Raw genomic sequence first — 18,121 nt, 5'->3', positions numbered from 1 at the left:
GGCGCACCGCACCCCCGCCGGCGCGCGTTGCGGAGCGAAACGTCGCAGGGCGCGGATAACCTCGGTGCCATGCGCATCGGAGCCCACGTCGACCAGACCGACCCGCTCGACAACGCCCGCGCGGTAGGAGCCGACGTCGTCCAGTTCTTCCTCGGCGACCCGCAGGGCTGGAAGAAGCCCGTCCTGCCGGAGGGCGTCGAAGCGCTGGCGGGCTCCGGCGTGGACGTCTACGTGCACGCCCCGTACACGATCAACGTGGCGACGTCCAACAACCGGATCCGCATCCCGAGCCGAAAGAACCTCGCCCAGCAGCTGGAGGCGGCCGCGTCGATCGGCGCGAAGGGGCTGATCGTGCACGGCGGGCACGTGCTGAAGGACGACGACCCGGAGACCGGCTTCGAGAACTGGCGCAAGGTGTTCGAGCGCACCGACTGCCCGATCCCGGTGCTCATCGAGAACACCGCGGGCGGCGGCAACGCGATGGCCCGCAGGTTCGACCGGATCTCCCGGTTGTGGGAGGTGCTGTCGGGCGTCCCCGGGCTGGAGGACAAGCTCGGCTTCTGCCTCGACACCTGCCACGCGCACGCCGCCGGCGAGGAGCTCGTCGACGCGGTCGACCGGATCAAGGCCATTACCGGCCGCATCGACCTCGTGCACTGCAACGACAGCCGGGACGCGTTCGGGTCCGGCGCCGACCGGCACGCCAACCTCGGCAGCGGCAGCATCGACCCCGAGCTGATCCTCACCGTGGTGCGGGCGGCGGACGCGCCGGTCGTGGTGGAGACGCCCGCCGCCGGCCAGGCCGCCGACATCTCCTGGCTGCGCGACAACCTCTGATCGGCCGGGCCTCCGGGGCGGCGCAGGCGGGCCCGGGGGGACGTTCCGGCGCCGGGCGGCGGACGGGCGCGGTGGCACGATCAGGCCATTCGTGGAACCCGGACGGCGCGCGCGGCATCCAACCTCGGTGACGGCGGCATGGCGACAAAATCGCGATGTCACGTCACACTGGCATAATCCGGAACCCCAGCCCATCAGCGCACGCGCGTCCTCTCGGCGGCGGGCGCGCGAACCGATCGGGAGCCCCCATGGCCCAGCCTCCGTACGATCCCTACGGCTACGGCTCGAACGACCCCTACGCTCCCCAGCCGTACTCGCAGCCGGCCGTCCAGCACCACTACTACGGCGGCGGCGCGCCGGTCACCCGCGGGACCAACGGCATGGCGACCGCGGCGATGATCCTGGGCCTGGTCGGCATCATCAGCTGCGGCACGACGTCGATCCTGGCGATCATCTTCGGGCACGTCGCGCAGAGCCAGATCAGGCGGACGCGCGAGGAGGGCGCGGGGATGGCCACCGCCGGCCTCATCCTCGGCTACATCGTGACCGGCCTGTGGGTGATCGTCTGGATCTTCTACCTCTGGCTGTGGGCGATCATGTTCGGCAGCGCCGCGTCCACCGGTTCGACGTACTAGCCGGGCCCGGGCCGGCCTCCTGGCGGGGCCCGGCCCGATGCACTAGAACGCCAGCCGGGGGACGCCCGCGACCTCCACGCCCACGCTCGCCAGCAGCACCACCATGGGCGTGGGGGTGTCGCGCCACGCCTTGACCGCGGTTCCGAAGACATCGAGGACGGTCCGGAACGCGCCCTGGTCGGTGTCGGCGAGCTCCGCCCACGACTCGTAGAGGACGAGGTAACCGTTCTTGGCGGGCGTCCAGGACAGGTCGGAGAGGCAGTCCTGCAGGGCGTCCCAGTTGCCGCCGAACCAGCCGGGCAGCTCGAAGACCTCCGCGCAGAGCCGCAGGAACGCGTCCTTGTCGCGGGCACGGCGGCCGTCGAGATGGAAGCCTTGCCAGCCCGCCTCCTCGGCCCGGTCCGTCCAGGCGGTGTCGCCGACGGCACCGGGGGCCGCGGGCGCCCGCCACTGGTAGACGCCGGGCCGCAGCCGCCCGGCGAGCAGCTCGTCCAGTGCTCGATTCGCGTTCACGTCGTCTCCCGGCAGTCGTCCTCCCCGCGCCTGCGGGGCACCCGGGGCCGCTCGCCCCACCGGCCGCGATCATCCCCGGCATTCACCTACGAAATCCTCAAGTCGCCGCAATCGTCCCGGCGATCCCGTCGCGTCGCCGGCTGACCCGGCTCGACGCCGGCGGCCTCCCCTGTGGCCTCCTTGGGGCCTCCACTGCGGCCTCCACTGTGGCCTTCCCGATGGTTGACGCGGGCCGACCCCTGCCCTATTCTCTCTTATATCGAGAGACTCTTTAGGAGAGCGACTCTCGAAGCGAGGTAGTTGCCCGATTCCGCGAAGGAAGACAGAGATGAACACCACGCCCACCACCCCGGCCACCACCGACGCCCCCGCCGACTCCGCCACCACCCGCGTCCAGGCGTACTACGGCGCCGTCAAGAAGCTCGGCCACTGGGCGCAGACCCGCCGCTTCGAGGTGCGCGCCCGCCGCGCCTCCGCCGTCCTCGACCTGCGCTCCCCGCGGATCCCCGACGGCGACATCGAGATCGAGGTGGCCGTCGACCACTCGATGGTCAAGCTGCTCGTCCCCCAGGACGCCGAGATCGACCACTGGGACCTGCGCTACACCGGCCGCGGCCGGGTCAAGGACTGGACCGGCGCGAACGGCGGCGGCCGCCGCATCCGGATCACCGGCGAGATCAAGCACGGCGAGATCCGCATCCACCGCGGCGGCGTCGCGACGCTGTCCGCGCTGTTCACCAAGGAGTTCCTCCAGGACGCGCGCCGCGCCCACCTCGAGGGCACCACGCCGGCCGTCGCCGACCCGTCCCACACAGGCTGACCGACCTCTTGCAGAGAGCGCGCGCGGGCTCCCCGCGCGCGCTCTTGCGCATCCCGGCGTGGCGGATTCGAGAAGGCGGCGCGAACGGGCTTGAGTCTCCACCGACTGGAACCCGCAAGGTGGAGGACATGGACGGCGACACCCTGTACACGATCGGGGACCTGGCCCGCCGGACCGGCCTGCCGGTCCGGACGATCCGGTTCTACTCCGACGCCGGCGTGGTGCCGCCGACCGACCGGTCGCCGGCCGGCTACCGGCTCTACGACATCGCGGCCGCCACCCGCCTCGACCTCGTCCGCACGCTGCGCGACCTCGGCGTCGACCTCGGCGTCGACCTCGGCACCGTCCGGCGCGTGCTGGACCGGGAGGTCTCCGTCGGGGACGTCGCGGCGGCGCACGCCGAGGCGCTCGACGTGCAGATCCGCACGCTCCGGCTGCGCCGGGCCGTGCTGCGCGCGGTGGCTAAACGCGGTTCCGCCCCTGAGGAGGTCCAGCTGATGCACAAGCTCGCCAGGCTGTCCGACGAGGAACGCAACCGGATCATCACCGGTTTCCTCGACGAGACGTTCGCCGGCCTGGAGGTGAACCCCGAGTTCGCGGCGAAGATGCGCGCGGCGCTGCCGGAGCTGCCCGACGACCCGTCGCCCGAGCAGGTCGACGCGTGGGTCGAGCTCGCCGAGCTGGTCGGCGACCCCGGCTTCCGCGCCGCCGTGCGGCGGATGGCGGAGTTCCAGGCCGAGGAGTCCGCGCGCGGCACCGCCACTGAGGGCCTGCCCGAACTGACCGAGATCACGGTCCGGAAGGCGGGCGAGGCCGCCGGGAACGGCGTCGACCCCGCGTCGGAGGCCGCCCGTCCCGTCGTCGACGAGCTCGCCGCCGCCTACGCGGACGCGCTCGGCGAGCAGGACGGCCCGGAGTTCCGCGCCCGGCTGCTGCACCGGCTCGAGGTCGGCGGCGACCGCCGCGCCGAACGGTACTGGCAGCTGCTCGCCGTGATCAACGGCTGGCCCGTGCCGCCGTCGCTGGTCCCGGTGTTCGAGTGGTTCATCGCCGCGCTGCGCCACTGACCGGGCGCGACGCGGGGCGCGGCGTCAGGTCGCCTGGGGCGCCAGGTGCCGGGCGCCGCGCCACCGGCGGAGCGACACCACGTCGTCCGCGCCGTCGAGCACCCCGCCCGCCGGGTCGTCCTCGCCGCCCGTCCGCACGATGTCGCCGGACGGGCGCAGGACGTCCCACACCACCAGCACCGCCATCGCCAGCACCGTGACGAACCGGGCGAGCAGCGCGATGACGTACACGTCGTGGCCGATCCCGCCCTCCGGGGCGCCGAGGTGCGCCACCGCCGACAGCGTCGACGACAGGTCCGCCCCCGGCACCTGCAGCGACACCGACATCAGGTACCACCAGATGCCGAAGAAGTAGATGATCTCGCCGACCTGCCAGACCACGAACGCCGGGACCTTCGGGCGCGCCAGCACCGCGAGCGGCAGCAGCCACAGCACGTACTGCGGCGACCACACCTTGTTCGGCAGCATGAACGCGACCAGCACCAGGAACATCAGCTGCGGCAGCCGCGGACGCCGCGGCGCCGCGAGCGCGAGCACCGCGATCCCCGCGGCGAGCACCAGGAACGTCCCGGTGCCCGCGAGGTTCAGCTCGTCGGTGTTGGACGCCAGGCCGGACAACCCGTGGTCCTGCAGGAAGAAGAAGACCGAACCCCAGTCGATGCCGCGCTTCTGGCTGAAGCTGTAGAACTCCACCCAGCCGTCCCACGCGAACACCATCACCGGCACGTTCACGACCAGCCACGCGCCCGCGGTGCCCGCCAGCATCCGCCCCATCGCCCGCCACCGCCCCGCGCGGACGCACAGCAGCACCAGCGGGCCGAGGAACAGCAGCGGGTAGAACTTCGCCGCGATCGCCAGCCCCAGCATCGCGCCCGCCAGCGCCGGACGCCGCGCCGACCACGCCGCCAGCGCCAGCGCCGCCAGCGCCACCGCGAGCAGGTCCCAGTTGATGTACGCGGTGAGCAGCAGCGACGGCGACAGCGCCACCATCAGCCCGGCCCGCAGCGACCGCCGCCCCGCCGCGTACGCCGTCGCCAGCACCGCGACGATCGCCAGCACCGCAAGCAGCAGCGCCGTCACGTTGTAGAACGCCATCCCCCGCGCGTCCACCCCGAACGGCTTGACCAGCCACGCGGCCAGCTGCATGAAGCCGCCGCTCAGCACCGGGTACTCGACGTGGTGGATGTCGGAGCCGGTGAACGAGTCGAAGTACGGGATCTTCCCGTCGTTCAGGCCCCGCACGTAGTACAGCGGGTACACGTCGGTGTAGCAGGCGTGCTGCGTCGTCTTGATGAAGTCGAACTTCGCCGACGCGCACGGCTGCTTCTGCAGCCAGCCCAGCGCGCACACCAGGGCCGCGACCCCGGCGAGGACCGGCGCGAGCCGCGCCGTCCGGCCGCGCTCGCCCGCCGGATCCGTCCCGGCAGCGGCGCCGGCCATGGCGACCCTCTCAAAAGACGACGACATGGACAGCAGACTATTGGTCCCCGCGCAAAGAACGCGTCGGCGCACCGCCCGCGGACCGGGACGTCCAGGAAACCCTCAGGAAAGCGGAACGGCCCGGAGCCTCCCTGGCTCCGGGCCGTTCCGGTCACGCGCTCGCGCTCAGTTCGTTCCGTTCGGGGTGTTCGGGTCCTGCTCCCTGCACGCCTGGTTGTTCGGGTGCGTCTTGCACCACCGCCTCAGGTCGTTCGGGTCGGTCGGCGGGAGGTTCGGGTCGCAGCCGAACGGCATCCCCATGCCGTTGCACGGCACCCCCGGGTTCGGGGTCGGCGACGTGGTCGTCGGGTTCGGTGACTTGGTGTGGCAAGGCCGCCCGTTCTGCGGCTGCTGCTGCCCCTGGCCGTTGTTCCCGCACGACGGGGTGATGGTCGGCGACGGCGTGTTCGACGGCGACGTGGTCGGCTGCGGCTTGGCCGCCGCCCACGGGGCGACCTCACCGCCGTAGACCGCGGGCGGGAACGGTTTGATCTCCTTGCCCTCGAGCGCCTTCGTCATGACCATCTTGAACAGCTCGGCCGGGACGGTACCACCGTAGACCTGGCTGTACCCACCGACGCCGACCAGGGACTGGCGGTTGCCCTTCTTGTCCTGCCGCCACATCGCCGCCGAAGTCACGTACTCCGGCGTGTAGCCCACGAACCAGGCCGACTTGTTCTGCGACGACGTACCGGTCTTGCCGGCGACCGGACGGGAACCGAGGCTCGCCCCGGTACCGGTGCCGTGCGTGACGACACCGCGCATCGCCTCCGTGGCGTCCGCCGCGACCCCCGACTCGAAGACCTTCGTCTCCTTCGTGCCCCACGGGTTCTTCTTGATGGGCTTGCCCGCGTCGTTCCTGATCGGGTTGCCGTTCGCGTCCGTGATCGACTGGATCACGTGCGGCGGCCGGTGCACCCCGTTCGCGGCGAACGTCTGGTAGACGCCCGCCATCGTGACCGACGTCGCGTCGATGACACCGAGGGGCAGCGAGGTGTAGGTCGCGTTGAGGCCCGGCGTGTTCGCCGGGATGCCCATCTTCTCGGCCATGTCGACCACCTTGTCCAGCCCGACCTTCTGGCCGAGGTCGACATAGGCGGTGTTGATGGACTTGGCCGTCATCTCCTTCAGGTCGAAGACGCCGTTCTCCGCGTGGCTGTCGTTCGTGAACGCCGTCCCGTTGATGACGCGCCGGTAGTGGCCGTCCATCGTCGTCTTCAGGCTGACGTTGTTGTCCAGCGCGGTCGCGAGCACGATCGGCTTGAACGACGAACCCGGCTGCACCGCACCCTGGAAGGAGTCGTCGAACTGCTGGGTCTTGTAACTCGGGCCGCCGTAGGCGGCGACCACCCCGCCGGTAGCAGGGTCGACCACGGTGAGACCGAAGTGGATGCTGCTGTTGAAGTTCTTCTCCTGCTTCAACTGCTTGACGGCCACCGCGGTGTAGTCCTGCAGATTCTTGTCGAACGTGGTCGTGATCCGCAGCCCCGCCGTCTGGACGCTCTGCTTGGAGATGCCGAGCGTCTTGAGCTCGGCGATGACACGGTCGGTGAGGTACCCGGACTGCCCCGTGTCCTTGATGTCGCTCCACTTCTCGAACGTCTTCGGGAACTTCGCCTTGGCCTTCTCGTCAGGCGTGATCCACTGCTTCTTCTCCATGCCGGCCATGACGTAGTTCCAGCGGGAGATGAGCGCCTGCTTCGCCGGGTCGGAGTCGGAGCCGAAGGACTTGAAGTAGGTCGGACGCTGGATCATCGCGGCCAGCAGCGCCGCCTGCGAGGCGTTGATGTCCTTGACGGGCTTGTGGAAGTAGGCGCGCGAGGCGGCCTGGACGCCGTAGGCGTCGCGGCCGAAGAAGACGGTGTTGAGGTACTGCTCCAGGATCCACTTCTTCTGCTTCTCGTTGCCCAGCCGAACGGAGATCAGGATCTCCTTCAGCTTGCGGCTCACGGTCCGCTTCTGGCTCAGGCCCTTGTAGTAGTTGCGGGCGAGCTGCTGGGTGATCGTCGAGGCGCCGTTGACGTCCCCGCCGGTCGCGGCCCGGTACAGCGCGCCGGCGATGCCGCTCGGCGAGATGCCCGGCTCGTTGAAGAACTCCCGGTCCTCCGCGGCGAGCACCGCGTGCTGAACGACGTCCGGGATGTCCTTCAGGGGGAGGATCTCGCGGTTCATGCCGACCCGCGCGATCGTGGTCTTGCCGTCGTCATAGCTGATGACCGACGCCTGCTTCTTCACGTCGTCCTGCGTCGCCGTCGGGATCGGGGTGTTGGCGTAGGCCACCCCGATCAGCGTCGCCGTCCCCAGGATCCCCACGGTGATGACCGCGGTGACGATCTTCCAGTTCGGGACGTACTTGCGCCAGCCGGTCTTCTCCGGCTTGTCCTTGCGCCGTCCGCGCCGGCCGCTGCGTCCGCCGCCGCCCCCGCCGGGACCACCGGGGCCGCCCGGCCCGCCGGGGCCCCCAGGACCTCCCGGACCACCGGGACCGCCCGGGCCGCCGGGACCGGAGCGCATCGCGTTCGGCGGCGCGGCGCGGCGGCGCCCGCCGGGACCGCCCGGCCCGCCCGGCCCGCCGGCCCGCGCGGGACCCGTGCCCCGCCGGGGACCCGGCCGGGACCCGGGCCGCGGCGCGGCCCTGCCGGGCGTCGGCGCGCCCATCTGCGATCCGCGCGGCGCCCCTTGGCCTCCGCGCGGCGCGCCCTGGCCCCCGCGCGGCGCGCCCTGGGACGATCCCTGGGCGCCGGGGCGGGGGGAGCCCCTCCTGGGCGGGGGGCCCTCTCCGTATTCGGGTCCGTAACGGCTTGGGTTGCTCACGCGACCTCATCAACTGGGGTACGGCTTTGCGTCGTCCGAGCGTACTGCTCACCCGCGGGCGCGGGGGGCGGGGGAGGAACGACGCCCCTCCCCGGCACGGACGGACGCACTGGAACGTGCCCGACGAGACCGGAATGTCCGGACCCGTAGCGGACGGGGCCGCTCCGGCGGGACGACCTGCCCCGCCGTGCCGCGGCCTGCACCGGCGCATCGGGACGTGCGACGTCCGCCGCCGCGCCGCACGGCGTCATACGGACATGGCTCATGTCACACCCCGATCCGCCGAGGGGGACGGTGGACGCGGCCGGGGCGGCCCGGGTCCCGGCGCCCTGCGGGCGGGACCAGGCCGTCGGCCATGGATACGCGCGCCGGTGCCCCGGCCGGTTCAGCCGGGGCCGGTTCGCGTCCTGGAGCGCGCTCATTCCGGCGGCCTCGTGAGCGTGAGCAGCGGCGCCAGCGCCGCGCCGTTCGGCTGGTTGGGGCCGCCGCCGCCCCGCTGCTTGCGGCATGCCGGGTCGCCCCGGTGCATCGTGCACCACCAGCGCGGAGGCGGGTCGCTCGGCGGCTTGTTCGGGTTGCAGTCGGTCTGGAACGGCGACTGGCACGGCTGCCCGCCGCCACCGCCGCCGCCACCGCCGCCGTCCTTGCACCGCGGGTCGTACTTGCCGATCGGGGAGTTGCACCACGGCGGCCTGTCGTCGTGCTTCTTCTTCTTGGGCGGCAGCTTCGCCCACTTCTGCACGAGTCCGCCCCACACCGGGTTCGGGAACGGCTGGACCTCCATGCCCCTGGTCGCCTGCGCCATGTACGAGCGCCAGATGCGCGCCGGGATCGACCCGCCCTCGACCTCGCCGATCTGCGGCAGCACCACCGACTTCTTCTTGTGGTCCGGCCCGAGCTTGTCGTTGTACATCGTCACCGCGGTCGACACCTGCGGCACGAACCCGATGAACCACGACGAGACGTTCCGGTCGGTCGTCCCCGTCTTGCCCGCGGCGGGACGGCCGTCCGGCAGCGCCGCCGCCGTCGCCGTACCGCTCTTGATGACCTGCTGCAGCGCGTACGTCGCGTCCGCCGCCACCTTCGGGTCGAAGACCCGGCGCGTCTGGACCTTCGGCCTCAGCCGCACCGTCTTGTTGTCGCTCTGCTTGACGATCCGGATCACGTGCGGCTCGTGGAACACCCCGCCGTTGGCGAACGCCTGGTAGCCCGCCGCCTGCTCGACCGGCCGGATGTCGTTGACGCCCAGCGCCAGGTTCAGCTGGTGCTTGTACGGCTCCAGCAGATCCGAGGAGACCCCCGCGTCCTCCGCCGTCTCGATCGTCTCCGGCACGCCGACCTTCGCGATCAGCTGGATGAACGCGGTGTTCACCGACTCCTTCAGCGCCGTCACGAGGTCGACGGCCGGCGCGACGTCATGGCTGTTCGGCACCGTCACCGAGTTCGGCGACCCCTTCGGGACGACGTTGCCGGTGCCCGCGTCGATCGGGGTGTTCGACTTGCCCTCGACCATGCTCTTGAGGCTGTAGTTCTGCTTCAGCGCCGTCGCCAGCACGTACGGCTTCATCGCCGACCCCGCCTGCGCGGAGCCGCTCCACACGTTGTCGAACGCCTGCTCCAGATAGCCCGGCCCGCCGTAGAACGCCACGACCTCGCCGTTCGCGGTGTTCACCGACACCAGCCCCACCCGGATGCCCTGCTTCGCGAGCTTCTTCGGGTTCACCTGAGGGACGGTGTGCTCGGCGGCCTTCTTCGCCATCGCCATCCGCTCGCGGTTGAACGTCGTGTAGACCCGCAGGCCCTTCGTCGTCAGCTCCGACTGCTGGATGCCCTGCCGGCGCAGCTCCTCCTTCGCGCGCATCAGCATGTAGCCGCGCTGCCCGCCGTACAGCTGGTCGCCGCTGCCCGCGCTCTTCACCGCCGGCACGTGCTGCATGTACTTGTCGGCATCGGCCTTGGACATCTTGCCCATCGCGACCATGCCCTTGAGCGTGTACTGGTACCGGCTCTGCACGTACGCCTTGTTGGCCTTGTCCGCCGGGTCCTTGTTCGCGTCCTGGATCATGCCGCCGAGCAGCGCCGCCTGGTCCGGCTTGAGCTGCCACACGTCCACGCCGAAGTACTCGCGCGACGCGGCCTGGATGCCGTAGGTGTCGCGGCCGAAGTAGATCGTGTTCAGGTACAGCTTGAGGATCTCGTTCTTGGACCGGCTCTTGTCCAGCTTCACCGCGATGAACAGCTCCTTGAACTTCCGGCTCATCGTCCGGTTGTTCGGGTCGGAGTAGTAGTTCTTCGCCAGCTGCTGGGTGATCGTCGACCCGCCGCCGTGCCCGCCGGTCAGGTTCACCCACACCGCGCGCCCCGTGCCCCGGATCGAGAACCCGGGGTCGGTGCGGAAGCTGCGGTTCTCCGCGGCCAGCACCGCGTCCTGGACGAACGGCGGCACCTTGTTCAGCTCGACGCTCTGCCGCTTCTTGCCGATCCGCCCGATCTCGGTCTTGCCGTCGGAGTAGTAGAAGATCGACGCCTGGTCCTCGACGCCCGCCACCGTCGGCTCCGCCGGCGTCGGCGTGTTCGCGTACGCCACCCCGATCATCGTGACGAGGCCGGCGACGCCGAGCAGCAGGACACCGGTCACGAGCTTCCAGGACGGCAGGAACCGCCGCCATCCCGTGCTGCGCGACCGCAGGTGGTCGACGAAGGACTTCTTCGCGGCCCGCCGTCCCCGACCGCCGGGCCCGCCCGGACCACCGGGACCGCCCGGGCCTCCGGGGCCGCCAGGACCGCCCGGACCGCCGGGCTTGCCGGGACCGCCGGACGCGCCGCCGCTGCGGAACTTGGCGACCACTCCGCTGACCGCGCCGAGCGCCGCCGTCACGCCGGCGCTCACCGCGGCCCCCGGACCGCCGGCTGCGCCCGCGCCTCCGGCCCCGCCGGGCACGCCCGCCGACCCGAACCCGGCCGGCCCGCCCCGCATCCCGGGCCCGCCGGGCCCACCGAAACCACCGGGCCCACCGGGACCGTTGGGCCCGCCAGGCCCGCCCGGGCCACCGGGGCCGTTCGGACCACCGAAACCGCCGGGACCATTGGGACCACCGGGGCCGTTCGGGCCGCCCGGCCCGGCCTGACCGTGAGGAGCGCTCGGGCCATTGAAACCGTTCGGGCCGCCGGGACCGGCGGGCCCACCAGGGCCGTTCGGTCCGCCGGGGCCACCCGGACCGGCCTGGCCGCCGGGGCCCGCGGGGGTGCCGGGGGAGCCCGGGTGCGGGGAGACGGCGGCGCCGTGCAGGTCGGGCATGGTCATGGGACCCGGGTCGCCACCGGTCGGAGCGCCGAGCGGCCCGGGGGACGAGCCGGGGCCACCGGACGGGGACGGCCCGGCGAGCGGACCCTGGCCCAGGGGGTCCCCGGCGGGCGGCGAGGACGACGCGGACCCGAAGGACGGGCCCTGTCCCAGCGGGTCGCCGCCGAAGTCGTTCTGGCCTGCGGAGCCCGCGCCGGGCCCGGACACGGCCGAGGGGCCGGACGGGGCGGCGCCGCCCATGAAGGAGGAGCCGAGCGGGTCGTCCGGCAGGAAGGCGGCGCTCGGCTGCGGGCTCACCGGCCCGGTCACGCCCGGGGGCGCAGGTGGCGCGGGCGCAGGCGGCGCGGCGGGCGGCTGCGGCGCGGACGGGCCGATGTTCTGCGTGCGCTCGGCGTCGAAGCCGGACGGTTCGGAGCCCGGCGGGCCGGCCGGGCCGTGGCCCTGCGGCGCCCCGGAGGGGGGCGGCGGCGCGGGGGTGCCGGAGCCGGACGGGGGGGTGCCGAAGACGGCGGTCGCGTCGAGCCTGATCCCCGAGGCGTCCACGGGCGGCGGCGGGGAGCCGAGGGGTCCGGGGCTCTGGCCGGGGGCGCCCGGCGCGGGCGGGGGTGTCGGCCCGCCGGTGGCGGCGTCGCCGGGACGGGCGTCCGGGACCTCCGGTTCACCGGTGCGGCCGAGACGGGGGATCTGGTGCCCGCCCGGCCCTGGCGACCCGGACTCCGGTCGGGGCTGGCTTGGATTACTCACGCGACCTCATCAACAGGGGACGACGACGGGCGGGTCACCGCGGGTTCCGGAGGGGCTCCAGGTGCCGCGGCGGCTCGTGCGCCGTCCGAAGAGTACTGTGCGGGCTGGTGAGCGGGGGGAGCGCGGTGCATGGCGGAGCACCGTCCGTGCTGGTCGGACGCCCTCTCGTCGGCTGATCCTCCTCACTTCGCCACCGCCCGGGGCGCCGTTCCCCGCGGCCGGGGAGGCAGGGCACGGTCGGCAGATGCCATCCGCAACTTTGACACACTTCCACCACATACACCCTGAATTCGCCGGATTCGCGGTCCCCCAGGGCGCCTCCCCGCCCGCCTCCACCCGTCCGGCGCGCGGTCCCGCATGCGCCGGACGCCTCCTTGACGATCACCACGAACGGCCCGTTTCCAGCGGGCGGCTTGCCAGGATGCGGTGGGGTACGTATCTTTGCGATGTATCGAGCCGATACATTCACTCGATACATCGAACGGAGACATCGACTCTGCGGAGGGATTCGCGATGGCGGGCAAGAAGGGCGCGGGCGTGCTGGAGCTCGCCGTGCTCGGCCTGCTCCACGAGTCCCCGATGCACGGGTACGAGCTGCGCAAGCGGCTCAACACCCTGCTCGGCATGTTCCGCGCCTTCTCGTACGGAACCCTCTACCCGTGCCTCAAGCAGCTCCTCGCCAACGGGCTGATCATCGAGGACCGGCCGGAGGAGCCGAACGCGACGCTGGCCCTGCAGAGCCGCCGGTCGAAGATCGTCTACAAGCTCACCGCCGAGGGCAAGGAGCGGCTCCAGAACCTCCTGACCGAGGCCGGTCCGGCGTCCTGGGAGGACGAGGGGTTCGGCGTGCACTTCGCCTTCTTCTCGCACACCCGCGCCGACGTCCGGCTCCGGATCCTCGAAGGCCGGCGCAGCCGGCTCGAGGAACGCCTGGAGAGCGTCCGCGCCGCCCTCGGCCGGACCCGGGAACGGGTCGACTCCTACACCCTGGAGCTGCAGAACCACGGGCTGGAGTCGGTCGAGCGCGAGGTCCGCTGGCTCAACGAGCTGATCGGGCGCGAGCGGGCCGAGCAGGAACAGCAAGCCAGATCTTTCGAAAAAGACAACGACATGCCTCGGGACAAGGGCCGCTGAGGAGCGGCCCCACCTGGGACGGGTGAACTCCACCTCAGGTCCCGCCAGTGGTGGCGTTCGCCCTCCGGGGCGGGCGAGGATCGCAACCGCAAGAGAGTTAAAGGAGCAATCGGATGGGTTCCGTGCGCGTAGCCATCGTGGGTGTGGGCAACTGCGCCTCTTCGCTTGTCCAGGGTGTCGAGTTCTACAAGGACGCCTCCCCGGAGACGCGTGTCCCCGGCCTCATGCACGTCCAGTTCGGCGACTACCACGTCGGCGACGTCGAGTTCGTCGCCGCGTTCGACGTGGACGCCAAGAAGGTCGGGATGGACCTGTCCGAGGCCATCCACGCCAGCGAGAACAACACCATCAAGTTCGCCGACGTCCCGCCGACCGGCGTGACCGTCCAGCGCGGCCACACCTTCGACGGCCTCGGCGAGTACTACCTCGACATCATCGAGGAGTCCGACGCCGAGCCGGTCGACGTGGTGCAGGCGCTGAAGGACGCGCGGGTCGACGTCCTGGTGTCGTACCTGCCGGTGGGCTCGGAGGCGGCCGACCGCTTCTACGCCCAGTGCGCCATCGACGCCAAGGTCGCGTTCGTGAACGCGCTGCCGGTGTTCATCGCCTCCGACCCCGAGTGGGCCGCCAAGTTCACCGAGGCCGGCGTGCCGATCGTCGGCGACGACATCAAGTCGCAGGTCGGCGCGACCATCACGCACCGCGTCATGGCCAAGCTGTTCGAGGACCGCGGGGTCGAGCTGCTGCGCACGTACCAGCTCAACTTCGGCGGCAACATGGACTTCATGAACATGCTGGAGCGCAAGCGGCTCCAGTCCAAGAAGATCTCCAAGACGCAGTCGGTCACCTCGCAGATCCCGCACGAGATGGCGAAGGCCGACGTGCACATCGGCCCGTCCGACCACGTGCCGTGGCTGGACGACCGCAAGTGGGCCTACGTCCGCCTCGAGGGCAAGTCCTTCGGCGACACCCCGCTGAACCTGGAGTACAAGCTGGAGGTCTGGGACTCCCCGAACTCCGCCGGCGTCATCATCGACGCGGTCCGCGCCGCGAAGATCGCCAAGGACCGCGGCATCGGCGGCCCGATCCTGTCGGCCAGCTCCTACTTCATGAAGTCGCCGCCGGAGCAGTACAACGACGACCAGGCCCGCCAGGCCGTCGAGCGCTTCATCGCCGGCGAGGTCGAGCGCTGACCCCCGCCTCGCGGCGCTGAGAGTCTCGTCACAAAGCTCTCCCAGGACGCCCTGACAGTGGACATCCCACTGTCAGGGCGTCCTTACTTCTCTACATAAAACGGTGATGTAGCGGCCCTTTGTCACGCTCTGGCCCTACTGTGACACCGCCGGTTATCGCACACCAGCTGCCGAGTGCCGGACTGGAGGACGAGATGGCGCGCGAGGTGGTCAAGCTGACGGCGGGGATCGCCGGGCTCGCGGTCGGGCTGGCCGCGTGCGGCGGAGGGGGCGACGGCGCCTCCGCCGACGGCCCGCCCCGCGACGGCGACACGCTGCGGATCGTCGGCTCGTCCGACGTCGAGCACCTGGACACCGCGTCGGTCGCCAGCGTCGGCGGGTACGGGCTCGTCCGCACCTTCGCCCGGACGCTGTTCGCCACCCGCGCGTCCAACGACTTCGCCGAGACCGTCCCCGTCCAGGCCGACGTCGCCGCGCGGCTGCCCAGCAAGGAGAACGGCGACGTCAGCAAGGACGGCCGCACCTACACGATCCGGCTGCGCGACGGCGTCATGTGGAACGCCTCGCCGCCCCGGCCCGTCACCGCGCAGGACTTCGTCCGCGGGTTCCAGCGCCTGTGCAACCCGGCGTCCCCGTCCGCCGGCAAGGGCTACTACATCTCCACGATCAAGGGGATGGACGGGTTCTGCCGCGGCTTCGGCGCCGTGGACGGCAAGGACGCCGCCGCGATGGCCGGCTACCAGCGCGCCCACGGCATCGACGGCGTCCGCGCCAAGGACGACCGCACGCTGGTGTTCCGGCTGAAGCGCCCCGCCAGCGACTTCCTCAACCTGCTGTCGCTGCCGTTCACCGCCGCCGCGCCCCGCGAGTACGACGCGTACGTGCCCGACAGCCCCGAGCTGCGCCGGCACATGATCTCCGACGGGCCGTACCAGATCGCCGAGTACCGTCCCGGGATCTCCTACCTGCTGACCCGCGACCCCGCCTGGCGGCAGGACACCGACCCCATCCGCGAACGGCACGTCGAGCGCATCCAGATCACCCTCGGCCAGGACTCCCCGGAGACCGTCCAGCAGCAGATCGAGCAGGGCGCCGCCGACCTCGCCTGGGACCAGCCCGTCCCCACCGCCGCGATCCCGCGGCTGCGCGACGACCCGCGCTTCGCCATCCGGGAGACCCCGAGCAACAGCCCCTACCTGGTGTTCAACCTGCACAGCCCGAACAACGGCGGCGCGCTCGGCGACCGCGCCGTCCGGCAGGCGCTGGAGTACGCGATCGACCGCAGCGCCCTCATCAAGATCGTCGGCGGGCCGTCGGTCGCGCAGCCGCTGCACACCGTCATCCCGCCCGGCAACTCCGGCTACGCCGCCGCCGACCCCTACCCGACGCCGAACGAGTCCGGTGACCCGGGCAAGTGCCGGCAGCTCCTCGCCAAGACCGGGCACCGCAAGATCACGCTGAAGTTCCCGTACCGCACCAACAGCGTCCACAAGCTCATCGCCCAGTCCATCGCCGAGAACCTCTCCTCCTGCGGCGTCAAGACCGAGCTCACCGCCGACACCGGCGGCTCCTTCTACTCCGACACCATCGCCACGCCCGCGCGCGCCCGCGAAGGCCAGTGGGACATCGCCGCGCCCGGCTGGACGCCCGACTGGTACGGCAACAACGGCCGCTCCATCATCCAGCCGCTCTTTGACGGCCGCTCCTACGGGCCGAACTCCACCGACTACGGCGGCTACGACAACCCGCAGGTCAACGCCCTGATCGACGGAGCCCTCACCGCCCCCGACGCCGCCCACGCGGCCGGCTACTGGCACCAGGCCGACCAGCTGATCATGGCGGACGCCGCGATCGTCCCGCTCCTCGACCGCGCCCACACGATCTTCCGGTCGTCGCGCGTCCACGGCGCCGTCTTCGTCCCCACCGCCGCCGGCTACGACTACACCAGGCTCTGGTTGTCTTAGCAGTGCCCTCGGCGGCCGGGCTCTGTGGGCCCTCCCTTCAACGGGCCCTGCGTGCGATCGCTGCATCGCTCCGACTCGGCCCTGGGGGCCTCGCTGCGCATCGGATTCTCGCTTCGCTCGAATCCGCCTTCGGACGCGATCGCAACGGTCGAGGTCGCTGACGGCTGGGCACAAGTGCGCCGCCGGCGGGGCGGCTGCGGCCCGGGTCGGTGTCCGGCGGGCAAAAAGGGTGCGGGGGTGCGAGGCGGCGGGGCCGCGGGGGTCGGGGCGGCGGGTACTTTGATCAGGTGAAAGCGGGTGAGCTGGGCGCGATCGTGCGGGGCCGGGACTTCCGCCGGCTGTACGCGACGCGGCTGACGTCGCAGCTCACCGACGGGGTCTTCCAGGTCGCGCTGGCCGGCTACGTGTTCTTCTCGCCGGAGCGGCAGGCGACGGCGGGCAAGGCGGCCGCGGCGTTCGCGGTGACGCTGCTGCCGTACTCGGCGCTCGGGCCGTTCGCCGGGGTGTTCATCGACCGGTGGCAGCGGCGGCAGATCCTGGTGTGGACGCCGGTGCTGCGGGCCATGGTCGTGCTGGTCGTCGCGGCGCTGGTCGCGAGCGGGCAGGACGGCGTCGGGTTCTTCCTGGCCGTGCTGGTGGTGCTCGGCGTCAACCGGTTCTTCCTGTCCGCGCTGTCGGCGGCGCTGCCGCACGTCGTGCGGCGCGAGCATCTGGTGACGGCGAACGCGTTCTCGGTGACGAGCGGGACGGTGATCGCGTTCGTCGGCGGCGGCGCCGGCTACCTGCTGCGGGCGCTGTTCGGCGGCGGCCAGCAGGGGACGGCGCTGATCCTGGCGGCGGGCGCGGGCATGTACCTGGCCGCCGGGGCGATCGCGACGCTGCTGCCGCGGGGGCTGCTCGGCCCGTACCCGGCGGAGGCGGAGGCGCTGGCGGGACGCGGCCCGGGGCAGGACGCGCAGGGGGTGCGGGACGCGCTCGGCGCGGTGCTGACGGGCCTGGCGGACGGGGCGCGGCACATCGCGGGGCGGCGGCAGGCGGCGCTGGCGCTCGCGGCGATCTCGTTCCACCGGTTCGTGTACGGGATCATCCTGATGATGACGCTGCTGCTGTGCCGCGGCCATTTCGCCGACAGCGCCGACGAGGGGCTGGCGACGCTGGCGCTGATGCTCGGGGTGTCGGGCGCGGGCTACTTCGCGGCGGCGCTGGTGACGCCGCCGGTGGTGCGGCGGATCAGCAAGCAGGCGTGGATCGCGCTGCAGCTCGCCGCGGCGTCGGCGGGGATGCTGCTGCTGGGGCTGCCGTTCTCGGAGAAGACGTGGACGGCCGGCGCGTTCGCGCTCGGGGTCGTGTCGCAGGGCATCAAGCTGTGCGTCGACACGACGCTGCAGGAGTCGATCGACGACGCGTACCGGGGCCGGGTGTTCTCGGTGTACGACATGCTGTTCAACACGACGTTCGCGGCGGCGGCGGCGCTGGCCGCGACCTGGCTGCCGGCGGACGGGGTCGCGTCGATGACGCTGGTCGCGGTGGTCGTCGCGTACGCGGCGGGCGCGGCGGCGTTCTGGACGGCGTCGGCCCGCGGCCCGAAGCCCGTCCCGGTGCGGGACTAGCCGGAGC

General features: G+C 71.9%; 12 protein-coding genes. 8 read left to right on the top strand and 4 right to left on the bottom strand.

Annotated elements, in window-relative coordinates:
- Positions 1-69 precede the first annotated feature (69 nt).
- Positions 70-837 (top strand): deoxyribonuclease IV, encoded by a 768-nt coding sequence (locus tag J4709_RS27425; RefSeq protein WP_208244685.1) that lies wholly within the window; start codon positions 70-72, stop codon positions 835-837.
- A gap of 248 nt (positions 838-1,085) precedes the next feature.
- The gene (locus J4709_RS27420; RefSeq protein ID WP_208244684.1) at positions 1,086-1,472 is read left to right on the top strand and encodes a DUF4190 domain-containing protein; all 387 of its coding nucleotides are present in this window, start codon (positions 1,086-1,088) and stop codon (positions 1,470-1,472) included.
- 42 nt (positions 1,473-1,514) lie between these two features.
- Here the strand turns inward: J4709_RS27420 and J4709_RS53650 are convergent, their stop codons facing one another.
- Positions 1,515-1,985, bottom strand: a complete 471-nt coding sequence (locus tag J4709_RS53650) for a barstar family protein (RefSeq protein WP_208244683.1) — start codon at positions 1,983-1,985, stop codon at positions 1,515-1,517.
- A 328-nt stretch (positions 1,986-2,313) separates the two neighbouring features.
- Between J4709_RS53650 and J4709_RS27410 the strand changes: the two genes are divergently transcribed.
- Positions 2,314-2,805, top strand: coding sequence for a hypothetical protein (locus J4709_RS27410; RefSeq protein WP_208244682.1), 492 nt, complete (start codon positions 2,314-2,316; stop codon positions 2,803-2,805).
- Between the two features lie 128 nt (positions 2,806-2,933).
- Positions 2,934-3,872, top strand: a complete 939-nt coding sequence (locus J4709_RS27405) for a MerR family transcriptional regulator (RefSeq protein ID WP_208244681.1) — start codon at positions 2,934-2,936, stop codon at positions 3,870-3,872.
- 24 nt (positions 3,873-3,896) lie between these two features.
- Here J4709_RS27405 and J4709_RS27400 read toward each other — a convergent pair whose 3' ends face one another.
- The 3 genes from J4709_RS27400 to J4709_RS55755 all read right to left on the bottom strand — a co-directional run bounded on the left by J4709_RS27400 (position 3,897) and on the right by J4709_RS55755 (position 12,213).
- Complete coding sequence (locus J4709_RS27400) at positions 3,897-5,339, bottom strand: glycosyltransferase family 87 protein (RefSeq protein ID WP_232384128.1); 1,443 nt, start codon at positions 5,337-5,339, stop codon at positions 3,897-3,899.
- 138 nt (positions 5,340-5,477) lie between these two features.
- Positions 5,478-8,009: a transglycosylase domain-containing protein gene (locus J4709_RS27395; RefSeq protein ID WP_232384127.1), complete on the bottom strand. Its 2,532-nt coding sequence runs from the start codon at positions 8,007-8,009 to the stop codon at positions 5,478-5,480.
- Between the two features lie 574 nt (positions 8,010-8,583).
- Positions 8,584-12,213 carry a transglycosylase domain-containing protein gene (locus J4709_RS55755; protein ID WP_208244680.1) on the bottom strand — a complete coding sequence of 1,210 codons (3,630 nt, stop codon included), beginning with the start codon at positions 12,211-12,213 and terminating at the stop codon, positions 8,584-8,586.
- A 513-nt stretch (positions 12,214-12,726) separates the two neighbouring features.
- Between J4709_RS55755 and J4709_RS27385 the strand changes: the two genes are divergently transcribed.
- From J4709_RS27385 to J4709_RS27370, 4 genes are all read left to right on the top strand, one after another.
- Entirely contained in the window at positions 12,727-13,347 is a 621-nt protein-coding gene (locus tag J4709_RS27385) for a PadR family transcriptional regulator (RefSeq protein ID WP_173097671.1), read from the top strand.
- 113 nt (positions 13,348-13,460) lie between these two features.
- Complete coding sequence (locus J4709_RS27380; protein WP_208244679.1) at positions 13,461-14,540, top strand: inositol-3-phosphate synthase; 1,080 nt, start codon at positions 13,461-13,463, stop codon at positions 14,538-14,540.
- 194 nt (positions 14,541-14,734) lie between these two features.
- Positions 14,735-16,504, top strand: coding sequence for an ABC transporter substrate-binding protein (locus tag J4709_RS27375; protein ID WP_208244678.1), 1,770 nt, complete (start codon positions 14,735-14,737; stop codon positions 16,502-16,504).
- 287 nt (positions 16,505-16,791) lie between these two features.
- The gene (locus J4709_RS27370; protein ID WP_208244677.1) at positions 16,792-18,114 is read left to right on the top strand and encodes an MFS transporter; all 1,323 of its coding nucleotides are present in this window, start codon (positions 16,792-16,794) and stop codon (positions 18,112-18,114) included.
- The last annotated feature ends 7 nt before the right edge of the window (positions 18,115-18,121 follow it).

This window comes from Actinomadura violacea (assembly GCF_017573465.1).
Classification (GTDB): Bacteria; Actinomycetota; Actinomycetes; order Streptosporangiales; family Streptosporangiaceae; genus Spirillospora; species Spirillospora violacea.
The sequence above is the reverse complement of the archived record's forward strand: the minus strand, read 5'-3'. Positions and strand labels throughout refer to the sequence as shown.

What these genes read in the sequence shown, in the direction of transcription:
- J4709_RS27405 (WP_208244681.1), top strand. Translation starts at nt 2,934, where the DNA reads ATGGACGGCGACACCCTGTACACGATCGGGGACCTGGCCCGCCGGACC.
- J4709_RS27400 (WP_232384128.1), bottom strand. Translation starts at nt 5,339, where the DNA reads ATGTCGTCGTCTTTTGAGAGGGTCGCCATGGCCGGCGCCGCTGCCGGG.
- J4709_RS27420 (WP_208244684.1), top strand. Translation starts at nt 1,086, where the DNA reads ATGGCCCAGCCTCCGTACGATCCCTACGGCTACGGCTCGAACGACCCC.
- J4709_RS27395 (WP_232384127.1), bottom strand. Translation starts at nt 8,009, where the DNA reads ATGGGCGCGCCGACGCCCGGCAGGGCCGCGCCGCGGCCCGGGTCCCGG.
- J4709_RS27380 (WP_208244679.1), top strand. Translation starts at nt 13,461, where the DNA reads ATGGGTTCCGTGCGCGTAGCCATCGTGGGTGTGGGCAACTGCGCCTCT.
- J4709_RS27375 (WP_208244678.1), top strand. Translation starts at nt 14,735, where the DNA reads ATGGCGCGCGAGGTGGTCAAGCTGACGGCGGGGATCGCCGGGCTCGCG.
- J4709_RS27385 (WP_173097671.1), top strand. Translation starts at nt 12,727, where the DNA reads ATGGCGGGCAAGAAGGGCGCGGGCGTGCTGGAGCTCGCCGTGCTCGGC.
- J4709_RS27410 (WP_208244682.1), top strand. Translation starts at nt 2,314, where the DNA reads ATGAACACCACGCCCACCACCCCGGCCACCACCGACGCCCCCGCCGAC.
- J4709_RS27425 (WP_208244685.1), top strand. Translation starts at nt 70, where the DNA reads ATGCGCATCGGAGCCCACGTCGACCAGACCGACCCGCTCGACAACGCC.